At 30.4% G+C, this 20,965-nt stretch carries 21 protein-coding genes; 18 read left to right on the top strand and 3 right to left on the bottom strand.

From position 1 onward, the window contains the following. Positions 1-8: 8 nt before the first annotated feature. Together BQ5450_RS01225 and BQ5450_RS01220 are read left to right on the top strand one after the other, a co-directional pair. Positions 9-671, top strand: coding sequence for a YoaK family protein (locus tag BQ5450_RS01225; RefSeq protein ID WP_071125764.1), 663 nt, complete (start codon positions 9-11; stop codon positions 669-671). Between the two features lie 88 nt (positions 672-759). After that, positions 760-1,506 carry a gamma-glutamyl-gamma-aminobutyrate hydrolase family protein gene (locus tag BQ5450_RS01220; protein ID WP_071125693.1) on the top strand — a complete coding sequence of 249 codons (747 nt, stop codon included), beginning with the start codon at positions 760-762 and terminating at the stop codon, positions 1,504-1,506. A gap of 120 nt (positions 1,507-1,626) precedes the next feature. On the opposite strand, the gene BQ5450_RS01215 is transcribed toward BQ5450_RS01220, so the two are convergent. Then, a complete protein-coding gene (locus BQ5450_RS01215) occupies positions 1,627-2,493 on the bottom strand; it encodes a DUF4300 family protein (protein ID WP_071125692.1) in 867 nt (288 codons plus the stop codon). A 308-nt stretch (positions 2,494-2,801) separates the two neighbouring features. Here BQ5450_RS01215 and BQ5450_RS01210 point away from each other — a divergent pair, with 308 nt between their 5' ends. The 4 genes from BQ5450_RS01210 to BQ5450_RS01195 all read left to right on the top strand — a co-directional run bounded on the left by BQ5450_RS01210 (position 2,802) and on the right by BQ5450_RS01195 (position 8,236). Then, the gene (locus tag BQ5450_RS01210) at positions 2,802-3,401 is read left to right on the top strand and encodes a TetR/AcrR family transcriptional regulator (protein WP_071125691.1); all 600 of its coding nucleotides are present in this window, start codon (positions 2,802-2,804) and stop codon (positions 3,399-3,401) included. After that, positions 3,398-5,452 carry an efflux RND transporter permease subunit gene (locus BQ5450_RS01205; protein ID WP_010242122.1) on the top strand — a complete coding sequence of 685 codons (2,055 nt, stop codon included), beginning with the start codon at positions 3,398-3,400 and terminating at the stop codon, positions 5,450-5,452. Before BQ5450_RS01210 ends, BQ5450_RS01205 begins: the two co-directional genes overlap by 4 nt. Positions 5,453-5,466: 14 nt before the next feature. Further along, positions 5,467-7,893: a phage tail tape measure protein gene (locus BQ5450_RS01200; RefSeq protein ID WP_071125690.1), complete on the top strand. Its 2,427-nt coding sequence runs from the start codon at positions 5,467-5,469 to the stop codon at positions 7,891-7,893. Between the two features lie 76 nt (positions 7,894-7,969). Beyond that, positions 7,970-8,236: a GNAT family N-acetyltransferase gene (locus BQ5450_RS01195; protein WP_071125689.1), complete on the top strand. Its 267-nt coding sequence runs from the start codon at positions 7,970-7,972 to the stop codon at positions 8,234-8,236. A gap of 419 nt (positions 8,237-8,655) precedes the next feature. On the opposite strand, the gene BQ5450_RS01190 is transcribed toward BQ5450_RS01195, so the two are convergent. Together BQ5450_RS01190 and BQ5450_RS01185 are read right to left on the bottom strand one after the other, a co-directional pair. Further along, complete coding sequence (locus BQ5450_RS01190; RefSeq protein ID WP_071125688.1) at positions 8,656-9,675, bottom strand: PTS sugar transporter subunit IIC; 1,020 nt, start codon at positions 9,673-9,675, stop codon at positions 8,656-8,658. Beyond that, positions 9,675-10,256, bottom strand: a complete 582-nt coding sequence (locus tag BQ5450_RS01185; RefSeq protein WP_010242128.1) for a nitroreductase family protein — start codon at positions 10,254-10,256, stop codon at positions 9,675-9,677. Before BQ5450_RS01185 ends, BQ5450_RS01190 begins: the two co-directional genes overlap by 1 nt. A gap of 310 nt (positions 10,257-10,566) precedes the next feature. On the opposite strand from BQ5450_RS01185, the gene BQ5450_RS08845 reads away from it, so the two are divergent. The 12 genes from BQ5450_RS08845 (at position 10,567) to truA (ending at position 20,689) form a co-directional block, all read left to right on the top strand. Further along, positions 10,567-12,504, top strand: a complete 1,938-nt coding sequence (locus BQ5450_RS08845; RefSeq protein ID WP_083379666.1) for an acyl-CoA dehydrogenase family protein — start codon at positions 10,567-10,569, stop codon at positions 12,502-12,504. Positions 12,505-12,515: 11 nt separating this feature from the next. Beyond that, entirely contained in the window at positions 12,516-13,757 is a 1,242-nt protein-coding gene (locus tag BQ5450_RS01175) for an FprA family A-type flavoprotein (protein WP_071125687.1), read from the top strand. Positions 13,758-13,955: 198 nt separating this feature from the next. Next, positions 13,956-15,071, top strand: a complete 1,116-nt coding sequence (gene prfB / locus BQ5450_RS01170) for a peptide chain release factor 2 (protein ID WP_071125686.1) — start codon at positions 13,956-13,958, stop codon at positions 15,069-15,071. Positions 15,072-15,078: 7 nt separating this feature from the next. Then, positions 15,079-15,783, top strand: a complete 705-nt coding sequence (pyrF, locus tag BQ5450_RS01165) for an orotidine-5'-phosphate decarboxylase (RefSeq protein ID WP_010242133.1) — start codon at positions 15,079-15,081, stop codon at positions 15,781-15,783. Further along, positions 15,783-16,412, top strand: a complete 630-nt coding sequence (pyrE, locus tag BQ5450_RS01160) for an orotate phosphoribosyltransferase (RefSeq protein ID WP_071125685.1) — start codon at positions 15,783-15,785, stop codon at positions 16,410-16,412. The genes pyrF and pyrE overlap by 1 nt, the downstream gene beginning before the upstream one ends. Positions 16,413-16,462: 50 nt before the next feature. Beyond that, positions 16,463-16,678: a hypothetical protein gene (locus BQ5450_RS09245; protein WP_234346974.1), complete on the top strand. Its 216-nt coding sequence runs from the start codon at positions 16,463-16,465 to the stop codon at positions 16,676-16,678. After that, positions 16,678-16,845 carry a YkvA family protein gene (locus BQ5450_RS09240; protein WP_234346973.1) on the top strand — a complete coding sequence of 56 codons (168 nt, stop codon included), beginning with the start codon at positions 16,678-16,680 and terminating at the stop codon, positions 16,843-16,845. The genes BQ5450_RS09245 and BQ5450_RS09240 overlap by 1 nt, the downstream gene beginning before the upstream one ends. Beyond that, complete coding sequence (locus tag BQ5450_RS01150; RefSeq protein WP_026038543.1) at positions 16,832-17,434, top strand: DNA-3-methyladenine glycosylase; 603 nt, start codon at positions 16,832-16,834, stop codon at positions 17,432-17,434. The genes BQ5450_RS09240 and BQ5450_RS01150 overlap by 14 nt, the downstream gene beginning before the upstream one ends. Before the next feature lie 55 nt (positions 17,435-17,489). Continuing rightward, positions 17,490-18,314: an energy-coupling factor transporter ATPase gene (locus BQ5450_RS01145; RefSeq protein ID WP_010242141.1), complete on the top strand. Its 825-nt coding sequence runs from the start codon at positions 17,490-17,492 to the stop codon at positions 18,312-18,314. Then, a complete protein-coding gene (locus tag BQ5450_RS01140) occupies positions 18,305-19,171 on the top strand; it encodes an energy-coupling factor transporter ATPase (RefSeq protein WP_010242143.1) in 867 nt (288 codons plus the stop codon). Before BQ5450_RS01145 ends, BQ5450_RS01140 begins: the two co-directional genes overlap by 10 nt. Then, positions 19,164-19,961 (top strand): energy-coupling factor transporter transmembrane component T family protein, encoded by a 798-nt coding sequence (locus BQ5450_RS01135; protein WP_071125684.1) that lies wholly within the window; start codon positions 19,164-19,166, stop codon positions 19,959-19,961. The genes BQ5450_RS01140 and BQ5450_RS01135 overlap by 8 nt, the downstream gene beginning before the upstream one ends. Beyond that, positions 19,958-20,689, top strand: coding sequence for a tRNA pseudouridine(38-40) synthase TruA (gene truA, locus BQ5450_RS01130; protein ID WP_071125683.1), 732 nt, complete (start codon positions 19,958-19,960; stop codon positions 20,687-20,689). Before BQ5450_RS01135 ends, truA begins: the two co-directional genes overlap by 4 nt. The last annotated feature ends 276 nt before the right edge of the window (positions 20,690-20,965 follow it).

Here is a 20,965-nt window from a genome sequence, read left to right as displayed (position 1 = left end):
AATTGAAGATGAAATCTTATGAAAATTTACACGAAACTTTTTTAGTTTTAGTATTTATTACAATTGCGGGCGGATTTCAAGATGCTTATTCTTATTTAATGAGGGGAAAAGTTTTTGCAAATGCTCAGACGGGGAACATTGTACTTTTATTTAAAAATGTAGTTGATCTTGATTTTAGAACAGCACTTTCTTATTTAATACCTGTTATTTCTTTTGCACTTGGTGTGTATATAGCCGTAAGATTTGAAGATGCCATAGATAAGAGAGTCTTACATTGGAGGCAATATATAATAATCTTAGAGGTTATTATAATGATTACAGTATCAATCATACCAGAAAACTTAAATGACCTTGCCAACGCTCTGTTATCTTTTTCTTGTGCAATGCAAGTGTATGCATTTAAAAAAATTTATGGTCTTAACTTTGCTACTACAATGTGCATAGGAAATCTTAGGAGTGCCACAGAAAATCTTTCAAAGTATCATATAACAAAGAATAAAGATTATTTAGAAAATGCAAAAAAATATTATACAGTTATATTTATATTTGGAATGGGTGCAGCACTAGGTTATATTACCTCAGAACTAGTTGGTTTAAAATCTATACTTATAGCGGCAATTTTACTTACAGTTTCCTTTGTAATATTGTTTTTTGAAGAAAGAGGTTATTAAGATAAAGAAGTCATGTAACTTGTTTATTTGAAAATATGTTGTATACTATTAAGTACATATTTTTAAATGATGTAAGGGGAGATTTTTTTTGAAACCTGTTATAGGAATCACAGCTGGTTACAAAGCTGACGAAAAAGATATCACAATAAAAGAAAAAGAGAACAGACGGAAAATTTATAATTTTATTACTAGAGATTATGCTAATGCAATTAATAAGTCAGGTGGAATTGCAGTAATTTTACCTACGCCAAATTCTAGCGAAGATACGTATTCTATTATGGATAAGCTAGATGGAGTTGTTCTTTCTGGTGGGAATGATATTAATCCTGTTATATGCAGACAATGTGCCGATGAGTTTACAGGTTCACTTACTTGTAGAAGAGATGATCAAGAACTTGATATTTTAAATTATGTTTTTAAGAAAAGGAGTATTCCTGTTCTTGGTATTTGTAGGGGAACCCAGATAATTAATGCTTACTTTGGTGGGACTTTAATATTAAATATAAATTCTAAAATTGAGCACAAACAAAATAAAATCCCAAGATATAAAGCAGTTCATAGCGTTGATATAGTGGAAGATTCTCAGTTAAGAGAAATTGTAAAAAAGAAAAATATTTTTGTAAATTCCATTCATCATCAAGCAATTGGAAATGTTGGAGATGGACTTAAAGTATCTGCTAAATCCTCAGATAATATAATTGAGGCTGTGGAAAGGATTGACGATAACTATAATATTATTGGAGTTCAGTGGCATCCTGAAATTATGTATGATATTGATGAAGCTTGCAAAAATTTATTCATTGATTTTGTGATGAATTGTAAAAAGTTTAATTAGTTTTTAATCTGACTTAGACTAGTTTTGATATTTGCTTTAAGTATCAAATATTGATATTAGTTATTTGTCAGATTTTTTGTTTTAAAACTTGTGAAATTATAATATAAGAAGCTCTGTAAGTTAAATATCTATATACTCATTATTTTCCATTATAAAAGGATGAGCAACTTCAGGGTCTGTATAGTCATTATATTTTTCTTTTAGGTATTTGTAACAAGATTCTTTGTCAGAGAATTTTATAGCTTGATAGGGTTCTTCAAAAGAAATTTTTTCCAAGAAGAGATAGCCTTCATCTATATTTAGAAGAACTCCAACATGGCCGATAAAAAGATAATCGCCATCTAAGTTGTCGTGAAGTACTAGAGAAATCATTTTTGCTTTTTCCGGGAAAGTGAAATTTGATAAATAAGAAGACATAATTTCTCCTTGGACTTTTGGATCTTTGCTATTTTTTGTTTCAACCCTTGAAAATAATTTTTTAAAGTTATTAAACTCATCGTCGTCAAATAAATTTGAAGTTTTTATGGAATCTTCATCCATAAATAGCATATAATCATCAACTTTTGTGTTTGAATTAAATTTCATATCATCTTTTAAAAGTAAAAATGAATTTATTCTACAATTTGTGTCAGGATAGATGTGCTTTGTTTTATATCTTAGATCCATGATTTCTCCAGAATTTTTTTCATCAAATGAATTTTTATTAAATTTTCCACTGAGTAAATCTTTTGGTATTGACTTGTTGTAATCTTGTACAAGTTTTGTAAAAGTTTCGGCATTTTTACTATTTAAATTGTTTTCAATAGATTTTTTTACAAATGAAATACAATCCTTGTCATTTAAATTAGAATAGAGTGGCTCGTTTATTTTTTTAATACTTTCTTTATTAATAGAACTCTTAGTATATTTATTTTGTAAATTATTTTTAGCACATCCCGAAACTAAAATAGCAAGACAAGCTAAAAGAATTATAATTTTTCTTTTCATTTTTCCTCCAATTTTATAAAAAATATTAAGTTAAATTATACAATAATACATAATTTTTGTAAAAAATAAATATTAGAGATTGATGTAAAAAATCACATATAAAAAGTTTATTATTAATTAATTAGTAGGAAAAGTTTTAAATTTATAGATAAATAATAAGATGAGATTATAAGATTTTGGACTTTGTTTTATGTAAAATTTTTGTTGAAATAAAAAACAAAAAAGAGTTGAACTTTAATTAAAAAAGGGGTATCATATCATTTGTTCGAAAGTGAACGTTGTTCAATTGAGAATTAGATGGAGGTTTTATGTTAAAATCTGAGGAAAGAAAAAAGGAAAAAGAAGAAAAAATTACTGAGGCAGCTCTTTCTTCCTTTAGAGATAAAGGTATAGAAGGGACCTCTATTAGAGATATTATGAACAAGACTGATTTTGGATTAGGGACTTTTTATTTATATTTTAGAGATAAAAAGGATCTTGAAGAAAAAATAGTTTTAGATATAATGACAGATTTATTTTATAAAGCTAATAGCAAATGTACTGGAGAGGATTTAGAGGATAAATATATTTCTTTTATAAATTATATAATTGATTACTTGGTAAATGATCCCTTAGAACTTAGACTTATTTCTAAGAATTTAAATTGGGCATTATATGCAAAAATTGAAAATGACGACAGATTTAGGGAAGCTGAAACGACACTTGATTTTGTGCTAAATAGGTATTCTAATTTATTTCCAATTAAGCTTTCTAATTCAGAGAGATTATTTATTTTGTCTTTAACTATTCACATTGTTCTTTCAACCTGTGAATCAGCACTTATGGATGATTCTGTTTTGACAATAGACGAAATGAAACCAGTTCTTTATAAAATTGTGGAAAAGATAATAGGAAGAGTGCAACCATGAAAAAATTTACAAAATTTATATCACATAGACCTAAATTTGTTTTACTTGTAATGACTTTTCTACTTTTTCCATCAATAATAGGGTATAAACTAACGGGAGTAAATTATGATATTTTGTCCTACTTACCAAATGATTTAAAGTCAACTCAAGGGCAACAAATTCTTGATGAAGAATTTAAGAATGCAGCGACAGGGATGCTTATTTTAGAGGGGTCGGATCATGATGCAGAAGTTCTGAGAGAAAAAATTCTAGAGATTGATGGTGTTGAAGATGTAATTTCAAAATCATCTACTGTTGGAGATATGATTCCAAGTGAATTTTTACCAGATGAAATAAAAGATATTTTTTATGCAGATGGTTCTACCCTTATGATAGTAAAATTTAGTGAATCTTCTTCTTCACTAACTACTATGAATGCTATTGATAAAATAAGAGATATTGGTTCAAAACCAAAATATTTAAGTGGTATTTCTTCACTTGTAAAAGACACAAAAGATTTAATAGACGAGGAAACTCCAATTTATGTTGTCCTTGCTGTTGTACTTGGTCTTATTGTTTTATCTATTACGAATGAATCTACAATAGTTCCATTTGTTTTTCTTTTGACAATTGGTTATGCAGTTTTATATAATTTTGGGACGAATGTATTTCTGGGAGAAATCTCTTACATTACAAAAGCAATAGCGGCTGTATTACAGCTTGCTGTAACCATGGACTACTCAATATTTTTGTATCATAAATATGTTGATGAAAAGAAAAATTTTGATAATAAGTATGATGCTATGGATGTTGCAGTTCAAAAGACAATATCTTCTTTGTTTGCATCATCACTTACAACTTTTGCAGGTTTTATTGTTCTTATAGCAATGAGACTTGGACTTGGTAAGGATATTGGTCTTGTAATGAGTAAGGGAGTTTTAATAGGACTTATTGCAACTATAACTGTACTTCCAGCAATGCTTTTGGTTGTTGAAAAGCTAGTAAATAAATATAATCACAGAGTGTTGCTTCCTGAATTTGATAAAGTTGCTGAATTTACTGTAAAAAATAAAAAGAAACTATTTACAATTTTTCTTGTGTTATTTTTACCATCTATGTATGGTTCAATAAATACTAAACTTTATTACAATTTGGATAGATCTCTTCCACAAGACTTAGATTCAATTGTAGCTTTAAATAAAATGAAAAAAGATTATGACATGGCAAGTACTCATTTTATTGTTGTAAAAGATGATTTATCTAATTCTGATTTAGATGGGCTGATTAACGATGTAAAGGGAACTGATGGAATTAATTCAGTTCTTAGTGTAAGTTCGTTGACTGGATTTACTTTTCCATCAGAATTCTTGCCGGATAAAGTTCAAGATAATTTTTCAAAGGGTGGTTATCAAATGATAATGGCGAATTCAAAATACCAAACTGCATCGCCTGAAGTAAAAAAACAAGTAAACACTTTGAAAAAAGTTGTAAATAAATATGATAAAAATGGATATTTAACTGGTGAAGCTGTATTGACTGATGACCTTACAGTTATTTCAGATAGAGACTTTAAAGTTGTAAATATAATTTCAATTTCAGTTGTATTTTTAATAATTGCAATTGTATTTAAATCTTTTGGGATACCAGTTGTGTTAATAGCAGCAATTGAGCTTGCAATACAAATTAATATGGGAATACCATTCTATTTAAATCACACAATTCCTTTTATTACATCTATAATAATTGGAGTTATCCAGCTAGGGTCAACTATTGACTACTCAATATTAATGACTGATAGATTTTTATTAGAATATAAAGAAACAAAAGATGTAGATCAATCAATAAGAGTTTCTGTAAAAGAAACTTCAAAGTCTATTGTAACTTCTGCCTTATCATTTATGGCAGCGACTATTGGTGTAGGTATATATTCAAAAATGGAAATTGTATCTACTATTTGTATTTTCTTGGCTAGAGGAGCGATTATAAGTATGTCTGTAATTATATTTTTGCTTCCAGCCATAATATCAATAAGTTTTCCATTTGTAAGGAAAACTACTAAAGGTTTAGATTAAAAGGAGAATAAGAAATGAATAAAAAAATGGAGAAAAAAGTAATATCGATTGTTTTATCTTCAATGATTTTAACTAATACAGCTTTTGCTGCGGAAAATGTAGTAAACAAAAGTGAAACAGTTTATGTTTTAAAAGAAGATGAAAATATTAAAGATAAGACTGTTTCTGTTTGGCTAAATTCTGAAGAGAATATAAAGGGTAAGGACAAGACAAATCTAAAAAATATTAAAAATTTAAAGACAGATGAGAAATTAAAGAATAATAATGGATATATTTATTGGGATGAAAATGTCAAAGATATTTATTATCAAGGTAAAAGTGACGCAGATATACCTATAGATGTTAATATAGAATATTATCTTGATGGGAAAAAGACAGAAAATAGTAAGCTTAAAGGAAAATCAGGGCATTTAAAAGTTGTACTATCAGCACAAAATAATAAATATGTGATAAAAAAGATTGGTGGAAAAAATACAAAAGTTTATGCACCTTATACTGTTGTAACTGCAATGTCTTTCCCACAAGAAAATGTATCAAACATTGAATCAGATGATGCAAAAATTGCAAAAGATGGTAAAAATGAAGTTGTAACTTCAGTTCTAACTCCAGGTCTTAAAGAAAACTTTGAAAGTATTTTAGAAGATAGACAAATGGAAGAGTTTAGAAACGAAGCAATAATTGAAATGGATATAAAAGATTATGAACCAATTGAAATTTATTCAGTAGTTTCAAATGAACTTTTCCAAAATGAAGCTGATTTAGAAAAAATTGATACTATGCGTGATGGAATTAGAGAATTGGAAGACAATTCAGAAAAATTAGTAGACGCTTCTGTAAAACTTTCTGATGCTCAACACGAATTAAACGACGGAATTATAGAACTTAGTGATGGAACAGAAAAGTTACAAGATGGTTCAGAAGAACTTTATGATAAATCTGGCGAATTTGAAGATAAATTAGATGAAGTAATAGACAAAGTTGAACCAGTTCCAGGAGCAGCACAAGAAATGTATGAAGGTGGAAGTAAGTTAACTTCTGGAATTAGTGATTATACTGAAGCTGTTGGAAAAATGAATGAAAAAACTGGCGAAATGAGAGATGGAGCAAAAAAACTAAAAGATGGTTCAGCTGAACTTGATGATGGTCTAGGAAAATTAAAAGATGCGACAGCTCAACTTAGAGAAGGTTCTAGTAAATTAAGTAAGATTGACGAATTAAAGGAACAAGCTTTGGCAAAAATGCTTGAATTAAAAGAAGGAATAGGTAAGCTATCTGCTGGAGCAAGTAAATTAAATGATGGTGCTACAAAAGCTTATGAAAGTGCAAGTAAACTTGCAGCAGGAGAAGATCAGTTTAATGACGGAATGCAAAAAATGAATGCACAAGTTCAACAAATTAAAAAACCAGATTTATCTGGACTTGAAAATATTAACGTAGAAGGAGATCTTCAAAGTATTGGTCAAAGTGCACAATCAGTTGCAGCATCAACTAGAGATATTGGACAAGCAATTAAAATGCTTCAAGAATCTGGAGTAGCAGATAATGAATTAGTTAGACAAGCCATGGCTGTTTTACAAGATTCTGCTGGAGATTTAGGAGCTGATGCACAAAATATTGGAGCAAAAACTCAAAAAGTAGGAGTACAACTTCAAGCATTAAAGGGGCTAAGTGGAATGTCTGAACAATTAGGACAACTTGATGAGTTAAAAGCAGGAATGAATAAATTAGCAGCAAATTCAGAAAAGATAAACGCTGGTATGTCACAACTTCCTGGTGGACTTGAACAATTACAACAAGGATCAGAACAATTATACAATGGTTCAAATCAAATCTATAATTCTCTTGAAAAGGCAATGTCAGAAGCAGCATCAAAAATGGATACTTCACAATTAATGAAACTTTCAGATTCTTTAGTTAAACTTGATGATGCAACTGGAAAATTAAAAGACGGATCATCAAAATTAAGAGAAGGAACTGAAAAAAGTGAAGAAGGTGTAAATAAGTTTACAGATGCAATAGAAGAACTTGATTCAAATTCATCAAAATTAAATTCTGGAGCATCAGATTTATCTGAAGGTCTTTTAGAATTTAGAGATAAGTCACAACTTTTTAAAGATTTTCCAAGATTAAAAACTGAAGGTGTTGCTCCTATGAGAGATGGAATTAGAAAGCTGAATGATGGAATTGAAGAATTAAATTCTGGAACAGTAGAATTAAAAGATGGTGGGGATTTAATAGATTCTAACATGAAGACTTTTGCTGAAAAATTAGCAGAATTTAAACAAAAAGGTATAGATGAACTTGATGAAAAGACAGAAGAACTTCCAGAATTCAAAGAAATTGTGGACACTATGTCTGATTTAGCTAAAGAAGAATCTTCTTTCACAGGTACAAGTGAAGGTTTTGACACTAAGTATAGAATTATTGAAAAAATAAAATAATTAAGCTATGAAAAATGTAATATTCTATCTTAATTGGGTAAAATATAAAAAAGATTAAGATAGGAGGTTATAATTAATGGAAGTAAAAAAAGGAAAGAATTGTTATTATATAGGAGAGAGTGAAGAAGACTATAAAGGGATATTACAATATGAAGACAAAGGGGATATTATCGATGCACTTCACACAATTGTAAAACCTGAGTATGGTGGACAAGGTCTTGCAGGAGAACTTGTAGATAAACTTGTTTCTGATGCAAGAGATAACAATAAAAAAATTAAGGCAACTTGCTCTTATGTAGAAAAGAAAATTGCGTCAAGTGAGTTTGATGATGTTAGAGTATAATTAGGGGTTTATTTCCTTAAAATTTAATCGACATGAAGGTATTATCCTTTGTGCCGATTTTTAAATGTCAATTTTCTCTATAAACGAGGCGGATTATTTGTAAGTGGCTTTTCGATTTGTCCCTTAGCTTTAAAAATAGTTAATGTAAATTTTAAGATTTTAAGAGTTAGATTTTAAATTAATTTCTTATAAAACTATTAGAAATAGCAGAACTTAATGAGATTCAAGGAATATGATAAAGTCAAAACCTTGGTTGAAAAAGAGGGATATCTTCCTTAATGGAGCGAAGAAGTGCTTAACATGGTTTTAGAGCAGGCTGAAAACTATAAAATTAATGAAACAGGGACGTTTCAAAATATCAAAGTAAAAAAGGCGAGGAAAATAAAAATCCTCGTCTTTTTTAAAATCAATAAATAAAATTAATTAAAGTAAAGTTTCATGTCACCATTTTGAATAAGACCTTTTCTATAAAAAATTTCATAGATTGAAAAAGTTAAGATAGCTGGCAAAATAATATGCATTAAAATTACTATTCCTAAAAGTTTTGTGAAAGGAACTTGAGGCATTGCTGTAAAAGTAGAAATTTGACCAACAAGTCCACTTGTTCCCATACCAGAGCCTAAAGGAGTATTTTCAAGTTTAAAAATAATAGTTGAAACAGGTCCTAATATCGCAGAAGAAATAATAGGTGGCAAAATAATTATTGGTTTTCTAACAATATTTGGCATTTGAAGCATACTTGTTCCTAAACCTTGTGCAACTAAACCTTCCATTTTGTTATCTCTATATGACATAACTGCAAATCCAATCATTTGACAACAACAGCCAATAGTTGCAGCTCCACCTGCAAGTGATGAAAGTGATAGCATCATACACAGTGCTGCAGATGATATTGGTAGTGTCAAAACTATTCCAACGATTACAGATACAATTATTCCCATAAAGAAAGGTGCTTTTTCTGTTGCATTCATAATAATTAAGCCGAGGAAATTCATAAAGGCACTTATATAAGGACCAACAAAATTTGCAATAAAAACGCCAACTAAAACTGTGACTACAGGAGTTACAATTATATCTATTTTTGTCTTTTTACTAACGAGTTTTCCAAATTCAACTGCAAAAATTGTAGCTATATAAACTCCCATAGGTCCACCAAGTTCATTACCAGCGATCCCAACTACTGTTGATGCATAAACTACAAGACTTGGAGCAGACATTGAGCTTGCTATTGCAACAGCTATGGCTGGCCCCGTAGCTTTTTGAGCAAGAGGCCACAATACCTCAGATAAAAAGGAAATATTAAAAGTTTTTCCAATTGTATTTAAAATTGTTCCAACTAATAAGGTTGCAAAAAGACCAAAAGCCATTGCACCTAGAGCATCAATAAAATATAACTTTGATTTCTTTTTTAATTTTTCGTTAAAGCTTTCTTTTGTCACTACATTCTCCTTACTATGTCTTCGACTTTATATTTTGGAACTATATAATTTTTGTCTTCATCTAAATAATAAGATTGATCTTCTTTAGTATTTATTTCTTTTATTGTAGATTTAATTTTTGGATATCCAAAAGCGATGACTACTTCGCAAGAAAAGTTATTTTCATAATTTAAGATTTTACGCATTTTATTATCATTAACACTTCCAATTATGCACGAACCAATGCCTTTCTCTGCAGCTATTAAAGTTAAATTTGATATAACAAGACCTTCATCAATTCCGTTAAATTTCAATTTTTTATCTTCATTTGTTAAAACTGCAATAAAATAAACTGGTCTTTCACCAATCTTAGGGCGGCCAATTTCATTGGAAAGGGAAGCAGCCCATTTTGTATTTTCAAAAATTTCTAAAACTTTTTCTTCACTTTCCACAGAAATAAATCTTAGAGTCTGTCTATTGTTTGCACAAGATGCAAATTTAATTGAATCTAAAATTTCGTCTTTATCTTTTTTGGAAATTTTTTTAGACTCGTCAAATTTTCTGTAACTTCTTCGCCAATTTAATAAATTCTTAACTTCCATAATACCTCCATTCATAAATACAAAGTACAATTTTTCATTTGTTAATATTGTATAATAAAAATAATATTTTACAATATTTAATAAGATATATTATTTTTATTAAAAATGGGTATAAGTAACTTAGTTAAGAAAATAATAATTTAAAGAGCAAAAAATTTAAAAAATTATTTTGTTTTAATGAAAATGTTTTGACACTTTAGAGAAGTTGTTGTATACTTTAGATATTGTATACCACCTTGGTGTATATTTAATATTTCATTATTGCGATGGAAAATATTTGTAATTATTTTTAATTAAAAAGGAGGAAAATATGTCAAATATGTATAAGACTACTGCTGAACATGAAGCTCTTCGTAAGGCTGTGAGAGAATTTGCAGAAGCAGAGATTAAGCCATTATCTTTTGGTCTTGATCAAAACAATGAATTTCCAGAAGAAATCATTAAGAAAATTGGCGAAAATGGTTGGATGGGGCTTCCTTATCCTGAAGAAGAAGGTGGAGCAGGTAAAGACGTTATTTCTTATGCAATTGCTGTTGAAGAATTATCAAGAGTAGATGCAGGTGTTGGCGTTGTTTTATCAGCACATACATCATTAGGATCTTATCCAATTCAAGCTTTTGGTACAAAAGAACAAAAAGAAAAATATCTAAGACCTCTTGCTCAAGGAAAGAAACTTGGTGCTTTTGGACTTACTGAACCTAATGCAGGTTCTGATGCTGGAGGAACTGAAACAACTGCTGTTCTTGATGGTGACTATTATATTTTAAATGGTAATAAAATATTTATTACAAATGCTCCTGCTGCAGATACTTATGTTGTATATGCAGTTACTACACCAGGAATCGGTACTCATGGAATTTCTGCTTTCATTGTAGAAAAAGGTTGGGATGGATTTACATTTGGAGATCACTATGACAAATTAGGTATTAGATCTTCAACTACTGCTGAACTTCAATTTAACAATGTTAAAGTTCCTAAAGAAAATTTACTTGGTAAAGAAGGTCAAGGTTTTAGAATTGCAATGCAAACACTTGATGGCGGTAGAATTGGTATAGCATCTCAAGCATTAGGTATTGCACAAGGTGCTTATGAAGCTGCTCTTGCTTATGCAAAAGAAAGAATTCAATTTGGAAGACCTATTGCTCAACAACAAGTTGTTGCGTTTAAGATTGCAGATATGGCTACAAAAATTAGAGCCGCAAGACTTATGGTTTATTCTGCTGCTGAAATGAAACAAAATCATGAAAATTACTCAATGGAAGCTGCAATGGCAAAAACTGTTGCATCTGAAGTTGCAATGTGGGTTGTTAACGAAGCTCTTCAAATCCATGGCGGTAATGGATATCTAAAGGGTATGGATGTAGAAAGATTTTTCAGAGATGCTAAGATTACAACTATATATGAAGGTACTTCTGAAATTCAAAGAGTTGTTGTTGCAAGTAATCTTATTGGAAAAGCTCCTAAGAAAAAAGGTAAAGCTGCTGTAATAGATAAAAAGGCAGGACCCATAACTGGAGATAGAAAAAGAGAAATAATTAAAGCTGACACAGCAGAAGAAGCTGTTGATATTTTAGTTAAAAATTTAAAAAAAGACGGATACGACTTTTCAGTAGGAATTGATATAGATACTCCTATTTATGATGCAGAAAGAGTAGTTTCAGTTGGTAAAGGAATCGGCGGAGAAGAAAACATGGATATTGCAAGAGATCTTGCTCATGCTGCTGGTGCTGCATTAGGTAGTTCAAGACCTGTTGCTGAAACAATGAAATTAGTACCTCTTGAAAGATATGTTGGTATGTCTGGACAAAAGTTCAACGGAAACTTGTATATTGCTTGTGGTATTTCAGGCGCAAATCAACATTTGAAAGGTATTAAGAACGCATCAACTATTGTTGCAATAAATAAGAATGCTGGTGCACCTATATTTAAAAATTGCGATTACGGAATAGTTGGAGATATGTTTGAAATTATGCCACTACTTGCAGAAGCATTTGGAACTGGAGAAAAAGAACCAGCACCTCCAATGAAAAAAGTAAGAAGATCTAAACCTAGAAAATTAGCCCCAAACTATAAAGTTATGGTATGTCCAGGATGCGGATACGAATATGATCCAAACTATGGAGATCCAGAAGGCGAAATTGATCCTGGTACTGATTTTGAAAAATTACCAGATGATTGGACTTGCCCAGAATGTCAAGAAGAAAAACAAAACTTTATTGAAGCTGATTTCCCTGCTGATAGAAAATAAAGGAGGATATAATGTATACTGTTAGAAAAGTTACAGATGATCTTTACTATGTTGGTGGCAATGATCATAGACTAGAATTATTTGAAAATATATTTCCTATTCCTGAGGGAGTAACTTATAATTCATATTTATTGAAAGACGAAAAGAATGTTTTATTTGATACAGTTGACTGGTCAATCGTAAAAGACTATTTAGAAAATGTTTCTGAAGTTCTTGATGGTGAAGACCTTGATTATTTAGTAATTCACCACTTGGAACCAGACCATGCTGCTGCCATTGATGAGATAATATTGAGATACCCTGATGTTAAAATAATTGCAAGTGAACAGGGTTTTGAATTCATGAATCAATATGGATTCCATGTAAGCGAAGAACAACAAATTATAGTTGCAGAAGGAGATACTATATCCTTTGGGAAACACGAATTTGTATTTTTAGAAGCACCTATGGTTCACTGGCCAGAAGTTCTTGTAAGTTTTGATACAACTGATGGAGTTTTATTTGCTGCTGATGCATTTGGCACTTTCGGAACTCTAGATGGCAAACTTTTTGCTGACGAAGTTGATTTTGAAAGAGATTGGCTAGACAGTGCAAGAAGATATTTGACTAATATTGTAGGAAAATATGGTCCATTCGTACAAGATATTTTAAGAAAAGCTTCAACTGTTGATATTAAATATATATGTCCACTTCACGGACCAGTATGGAGAGAAAATCTTGGATGGTTTATTGATAAATATGATAAATGGTCAAGATATGAACCAGAAGAAGAAGGCGTAATGATTGTTTATGCATCAATGTATGGAAATACTGAACGTGCTGCACAAGCTCTTGCATCAAGACTTTGTGACAAGGGAATGACTAATGTAGTAGTTCACGATGTAAGTAATACTCACATGTCTTACCTAATTTCCGATACATTTAAGTATTCTCACATTGTAATTGCATCAGTAACTTATAATTTAGGTATTTATCCAGTAATGAAGAATTTTTTGATGGATCTTGAAGCTTTAAATGTTCAAAATAGAACTGTTGGTATTATTGAAAATGGAACTTGGGCTTGTACAGTTGGAGATAAGATTGAAGAATATATTGACGAAAATCTTAAAATGTTTGACGTTTTAGGAGAAAGAGTAACTCTTAATTCTTCACTTAACAGGGCTAATGAAAATGATATGGAAGCTCTTGCTGATTCAATTATCGAGTCTATGGAAAAAATTAGAGAAGTTAAAGAAAAATCTGAGGACAAATAATAAAAAATTTATTGTGGATGTTAAATTCGGTTGTATCTTTTGATATGACCGAATTTTTTTATAAAAATTTTTAGATTTATTGTTGCAATTTAGAAGAATTTATTTAATTTCAAAATAAATTTTCTTTACAAGAAATTATATTAGAACATGAATAACAACTGTGTTATACTAAAATAAGCAAAACAAAGGAGGATTTTTATGGAGCAAAATATCTATTTAGATAAAGAGCGTCTGGAAAATTCCAAAAATACTACATTAGCTTTGGGAGATTCACTGGAGATAAGTTCTCTTAAGGATAAAGTTGTAGAGTTGAATAAAAAACAAATGGAACCAGGTTTTTGGGATGATAACGACAGTGCCCAAAAAATTATAAATGAAACAAATTCATATCAAAAAAAGATAGATCAATATGATGAACTTAATAAACTAATTACTGATGCAGAAGATTTAATAGAACTTATGGAAATAGAAGAAGATTATTCTTCATATGATGATTTTAGAAATTTAGTAGAAGAGATCGAAAAGAAAACTGCTGAGTTTAAATTAAATACACTTTTAAATGGAGAATATGATTCTCATAATGCAATTTTATCTATTCATGCAGGTGCAGGTGGAACTGAAGCGCAAGACTGGGCAAGCATGCTTTTAAGAATGTATTCTAGGTATGCAGAAAATAAGGGATTTAAAATCGAGACTCTAGATATTCTAAAGGAAGATGAAGCAGGAATAAAGTCTGTTACGCTTAAGATTTCTGGAGATAATGCCTATGGTTATTTAAAGGGCGAAAAGGGTGTACACAGACTTGTAAGAATTTCTCCGTTCGATTCAAATAAGAGAAGGCACACATCTTTTTCATCAGTTGATGTTTTTCCAGAGCTTAACGATGACACAGATGTTGAAATAAAAGAAGAAGAACTAAAGATAGATACTTATAGATCTTCTGGAGCAGGTGGGCAACACGTAAATACAACAGATTCGGCTGTTAGAATTACACATATACCAACGGGGATTGTAGTTCAATGTCAAAATGAAAGAAGCCAGATTCAAAATAGAGAAAAAGCAATGAATATGTTAAAGGCAAAATTAATTGCCCTTGCTGAAGAGGAAAAAAAAGAAAAAATCGAAGATCTTCAAGGAAATTATTCACAAATTGCATGGGGTTCGCAAATTAGATCTTATGTATTCCAACCTTACACAATGGTAAAAGATCATAGGACAAATATAGATGTTGGAGATGTGGAAAAGGTAATGGATGGAGATTTAGATGTGTTTATAAATGCCTATTTACAAGATAAGGCAACTGGAGAAAGTTGAGGTAAAAATGGCAAAGGATGTAATAATTGCACTTGATTTTCCAAGCGGAAAGATAGCACTAGATTTCTTGAAAAAGTTTGAAGGCGAAAGTGTTTATGTAAAAATTGGAATGGAACTTTTTTATAAAGAAGGTCCCAGTATTGTAAGAGAGATAAAAAAACTTGGGCACAAGATATTTTTAGATCTTAAAATTCACGATATTCCAAATACTTGTAAGGGAGCAACAAATTCGTTGATTTCACTTGATGTTGATATGATTAATTTTCATAGTGCTGGTGGCAAGAAAATGTTAAGTGAAGCAAGTGAAATAGTTAGTAGAGAAAAGCCTGAGATGATAACTCTTGGAGTTACAATGTTAACTTCAACAGATGAAGAAACCATGTATGATGAACTTCAAATAAATAAAGATAAATCATTGGAAGATGTTGTTTTTTCTTATGCAAAACTTGCACAAGATGCAAATTTATCAGGAATTGTATGTTCTGCACTTGAAGTGCCAAAGATAAAAGAAAAGCTTGGTGAAGATTTTATTACTGTAACTCCTGGAATTAGAAAAGTTAAAAATAATGACGATCAAAAGAGAGTTGTAACGCCAAGCGAAGCGAGAGATTTAGGTTCGGATTATATTGTTGTGGGAAGACCTATTACTAAGGCAGAAGATCCTTTAAAAGAATACAAGGAAATAAAAAGAGAATTTTTAGGAGGTAAATAATGAAAGAAATTGCAAAAATTTTATTAGAATTAAAGGCTGTAACTCTTTCACCAGAAGATCCATATACTTGGGCTTCAGGGATAAAATCTCCAATATATTGTGATAACAGACTTATTTTATCTTACCCAAAAGAAAGAAATTTTGTAGAAGATAGTCTTGTCAATTTAATTAAGAAAAAATTTTCTGAGGCAGAATATATTATGGGAACAGCAACGGCTGGTATTCCTCATGCAGCAATAATTGCAGACAAATTATCTCTTCCAATGGGGTTTGTTAGAAGTTCTAATAAGGATCATGGTAAACAAAATAAAATTGAAGGAGCAAAAATATCTGGGGCAAAAGTTGTTGTAATTGAAGATTTATTTTCAACTGGTGGCTCATCAATTGAAGCAGCAAAAGCATTGCAAGATGAAGGATATGAAGTTCTTGGAATAATAAGTATTTTCACATATAACATGAAAAAAGCTTCTGATAGTTTTAAAGAAGCAGGGTTTTCTAACGAATCTCTTACAAACTTTGACGAGCTTATTGAAGTTGCCCATGAAATGGAATATATTAAAAAAAATGAAATAGAAAAATTAAAGTTATTTAGAGAAAATCCAAAGGACGCAAGTTGGATGAATGTTTAAATACAATTTTGGGTAAAGAAGAATTGTAATTTAAATTAGGGGGAGAGTTTTTGAATTATTATAAAATTCTAAGAAGGATGATTCCTTACGCTAATGAGGTTTATAAAGACAAAAACAGATTTAACAGAGTTGTTCAACAATCAATTGAGAAGACTGATAAAATAGAATTATTTAAAAAGATTTCTCGTGAACTGAAGCTTATGTTTGGACTTTTAACAGACTATATGAGAGGAAATTATAGAGATGTAAAAAAGCCGACATTATAATGATAATTGCAGGTTTACTTTATCTTCTTAACCCAGCAGATATAATACCAGATTATATTTTATTTTTTGGATTTATTGATGATTTAAGTGTCCTTAAATTTATTGTGAAGAAGTTGGATAAACAATTGGGAAAATATGATGAGTGGAGAAGAAATGCTGAAAAGTGATTTTTTTAAAAAAGATACATCAGATGTTGCAAAAAATTTGCTAGGGAAAAAAATTATCAGAAATATTTCTGGTAATTTTTTCTGTGCAAAAATAGTTGAAACTGAGGCTTATTTAGGCTTAGATGATAAGGCTTGTCATAGTTATGGTGGCAATATTACAAAAAGAAATGAAATTTTGTATAAAGACGGCGGTTACATCTATGTATATTTAATTTATGGAATGTATAATCTTTTAAATATAGTGACAAGGACTGAAAAAGAACCTGAAGCAGTACTTATAAGAGCAGTTGAACCTATTGATAATTTAGATAAATTTGCAAATAATAGGTTTAACAGAAATTACGAAGATCTTTCAAATTATCAAAAGAAAAATCTTACAAATGGCCCTGGGAAACTTACAATGGGAATGGCAATTGACAGAAACTTAAATGGAAAAGTTTTATCTAAAGATTATTTGTATATTGAAGATTTTGAAGTTCCAAAGAAAATTGTTGTGGATAAAAGAGTAGGAATAGATTATGCAGGAGAAGATGCAGAACTTCCTCTTAGATTTTATATAGGAGATAATAAATTTGTATCTAAAAAATAAGCATAGATTTTAGTTAACTTATGATTTATAATAGGTTAATGTAACAGGTGATAAGATGATTAGCATAAGAAATTTGTCTTTTAAATATGATTATGAAGATGAAAATGCAAAGCAAATTTTAAAAAATATAGATTTAGAAATTTATGAAGGTGAGTTTATTGCTCTTCTTGGACACAATGGATCTGGTAAGTCCACTCTTGCAAAACTTATAAATGGACTTTTAGAGCCAGGCGAAGGTGACATTTTAGTAGATGGAATGAACACAAAAAATGAAGAGAGCATTTGGGATATAAGAAGAACTGCAGGAATGGTTTTTCAAAATCCTGACAATCAACTAGTTGCAACAGTTGTTGAAGATGAAGTTGCTTTTGGACCAGAAAATTTAGGTATAGATCCCTCAGAAATTAGAAAGAGGGTGGACAAAGCTCTTTTAGATGTTGGAATGAGTGATTATAAAAGAAATGCACCACATCTTCTTTCTGGGGGACAAAAACAAAGAGTTGCCATAGCAGGAATTCTTGCGATGAGTCCAAAATATATAATACTTGATGAGCCAACTGCAATGTTAGATCCAAGTGGAAGACGTGAAGTAATTGATACTCTTATAAAATTAAATAGAGAAGAGCATAAGACAATAATTTTGATAACTCATTATATGGAAGAAGCTGCAATAAGTGATAGGGTAGTTGTAATGGAAGATGGAGATATTGTACTATCAGGAAAACCTAGAGAAGTTTTTTCTCATGTGGATGAAATAAAAAAATTAGGTCTTGACGTTCCACAGGTAACGGAACTTGCAAATGAACTTAAAAAAGATGGTTTTGAAATTTCAACAGAAGTTTTAAATATTGAAGAAATGGTGAAAGAAATATGTCGCTAATAGAGATTAACAATTTGACGCATATTTATAGTGAAGGTATGCCTTTTGAAAAAAGAGCAATTGATAATTTAAATTTAAAAATAGAAGAAAACGAATTTATTGGTCTTATAGGTCACACAGGTTCAGGCAAATCTACTTTTATACAGCATTTAAATGGTCTATTAAAACCAAGTTCTGGAGAAATAATAATAGATGGTAAGAAAATTGACAAATCTGGAACAAATTTGACAGAACTCAGAAAAAAAATTGGCCTTGTATTTCAATATCCAGAATATCAATTGTTTGAAGAAACAATTGAAAAAGATATTGCCTTTGGACCAAATAATTTAGAATTAAGTGAAGAGGAAGTCTTAAAAAGAGTAAAAAATTCTATGGATTCAGTTGGTCTAGATTATGAAATATATAAAGACAAATCTCCCTTTGACTTATCAGGAGGGCTAAAGAGAAGAGTTGCCATTGCAGGAGTGCTAGCAATGGAACCTAAAGTTTTAATACTTGATGAGCCAACTGCAGGACTTGATCCAAGAGGTCGTGACGAAATATTAAGTGAAATAAAAAGTATTCACGAGAAGAGAAAAATAACTGTAATTTTAGTTTCCCATTCTATGGAAGATGTGGCAAAGATTGCAGAAAGAATTATAGTTATGGATAAAGGAAAATTATTTTTAGATTCAAATCCGAGAGAAATTTTTAGAAATGAGGATAAACTTCTTTCAGTAGGACTTGGTATCCCACAAATAACTTCACTTATGAGGACATTAAAGAAAAAGGGACTTGACATAAATGAAGATGCAATAACAGTAGAAGAAGCAAAAGAATCTTTGGAAAAGTATTTGAGAGGTGTTTCTCATGTTTAAAGATATTACAATAGGACAGTATTTTCCAGGAGATACACTTGTACATAAATATGATCCAAAGTTAAAAATGCTTACAATGATTCTATTTATAGCATCATTGTTTTTTGTACATTCAGTTTTTATGTATGTTCCCATTGTTATTTATTTACTTTTAATAATAAAAGTAGCAAAACTACCAGTTGGACTTGTCCTTAGAGGATTAAAGCCTCTTAGATGGATAATTCTTGTCACATTTATAATAAACTTATTTTTTACACCGGGAGAAGTGAAATATACTATAGGTTTTTTAAAAATTTCTCAGGCAGGAATAGATTTAGCAGTATTTATGGGAATAAGATTAGTTCTTTTAGTTTTAGGCACAAGCCTTTTAACTTACACAACATCACCAATTGAACTTACAGATGGAATAGAATCACTTTTAAAGCCATTTAGAAAAATTGGAGTACCTAGTCATGAAATAGCTATGATGATGACAATTGCACTTAGGTTTATTCCAACACTTATTGAAGAAACAGATAAGATAATGAAGGCACAAATGGCGAGAGGAGCAGATTTTGAATCTGGAAATATAGCAAAGCGTGCTAGAAACTTAGTACCTCTTTTAGTGCCACTTTTTATAAACTCTTTTAGAAGGGCAGAAGAACTTGCAACAGCAATGGAAGCAAGATGTTACAGAGGTGGAGATGGAAGGACAAAAATGAATACATCAAAAATTGTAAAAAAAGATGTAGTAATTTTTGTTGGAAATTTAATTTTCTTTACTGTAGTGATAATAATTTCAAAAATATGAATATACTTATAAAAATAACTTACGATGGTACAAAATTCCATGGATTTCAAGTTCAACCAGATGAAAGAACAGTTGAAGGAGAACTAAATAAAGCATTAAAAAAAACGTTAAAAGAAGAGGTAAAAGTTTTTTATGCAGGAAGAACAGACAGAGGAGTTCACGCACTAGGTCAGTATGCAAATTTTTATTCTGACACAACAATTGACATAGGAAATCTCCCAAAGGTTATTAATTTTAATTTGCCAGAAGATGTATCAGTGGTTGATGCAAAATATGTAACAGATGACTTCCACGCAAGATATGATGCAAAATCAAAAAAATATCGCTATGTAATTTATAGATCAAGATATAGAAATTCCCTTTTATACAATAGAGCCTACGAATATCCATATGAAGTTGACCCAAAAAGAATGCAAGAAGCCCTAAACTATTTAATAGGTGAACACGATTTTAATTCATTTATGGGAAAGGGAGCAATAGTAAAGGATTCAATAAGAACGATAAATAGTATTGATGTAATAGAAGATGGAAAATTTTTATACATTGATTTCGTTGGTAAAAGTTTTCTAAAAAATATGATTCGTATAGTTGCAGGAACAACATTGGAAATAGGACGAGGCCAAAGAGAAATTGAATACATGAGAAAGGCCTTGGAGGAAAAAAATAGAAAAGCAGCAGGACCAACAGCCCCAGCTTGTGGTTTATATCTAGTAGATGTAAAATATTAAGTCTTCGGGCTTTTTTTATAGCTCTATGCCTCAAATATTGGGGGTGCTGTTTCAATTTCATTAGATACAAACGGAGAGCCAGAAAGCTTTTACGCAGATGGAATTGAATACTATACTATTTCAAGCAATTGGGATATGACAGAGATTTAGAAATCGCCCTTATAGTCCAGAAGAATGGTTAGATAATTTCTCTACTTTTTCAATTTACCAAATTTTATCTCAGCTAATTGAATTATGGGGGCTTAGCATAAAGTCGGAAGAAGTTCCTAAAAAAAA

Source organism: Peptoniphilus lacydonensis (assembly GCF_900106515.1).
Lineage (GTDB): Bacteria > Bacillota > Clostridia > Tissierellales > Peptoniphilaceae > Peptoniphilus_A > Peptoniphilus_A lacydonensis.
Note: the sequence above shows the minus strand (reverse complement) of the source record. Positions and strands in the feature narration are given on the sequence as shown.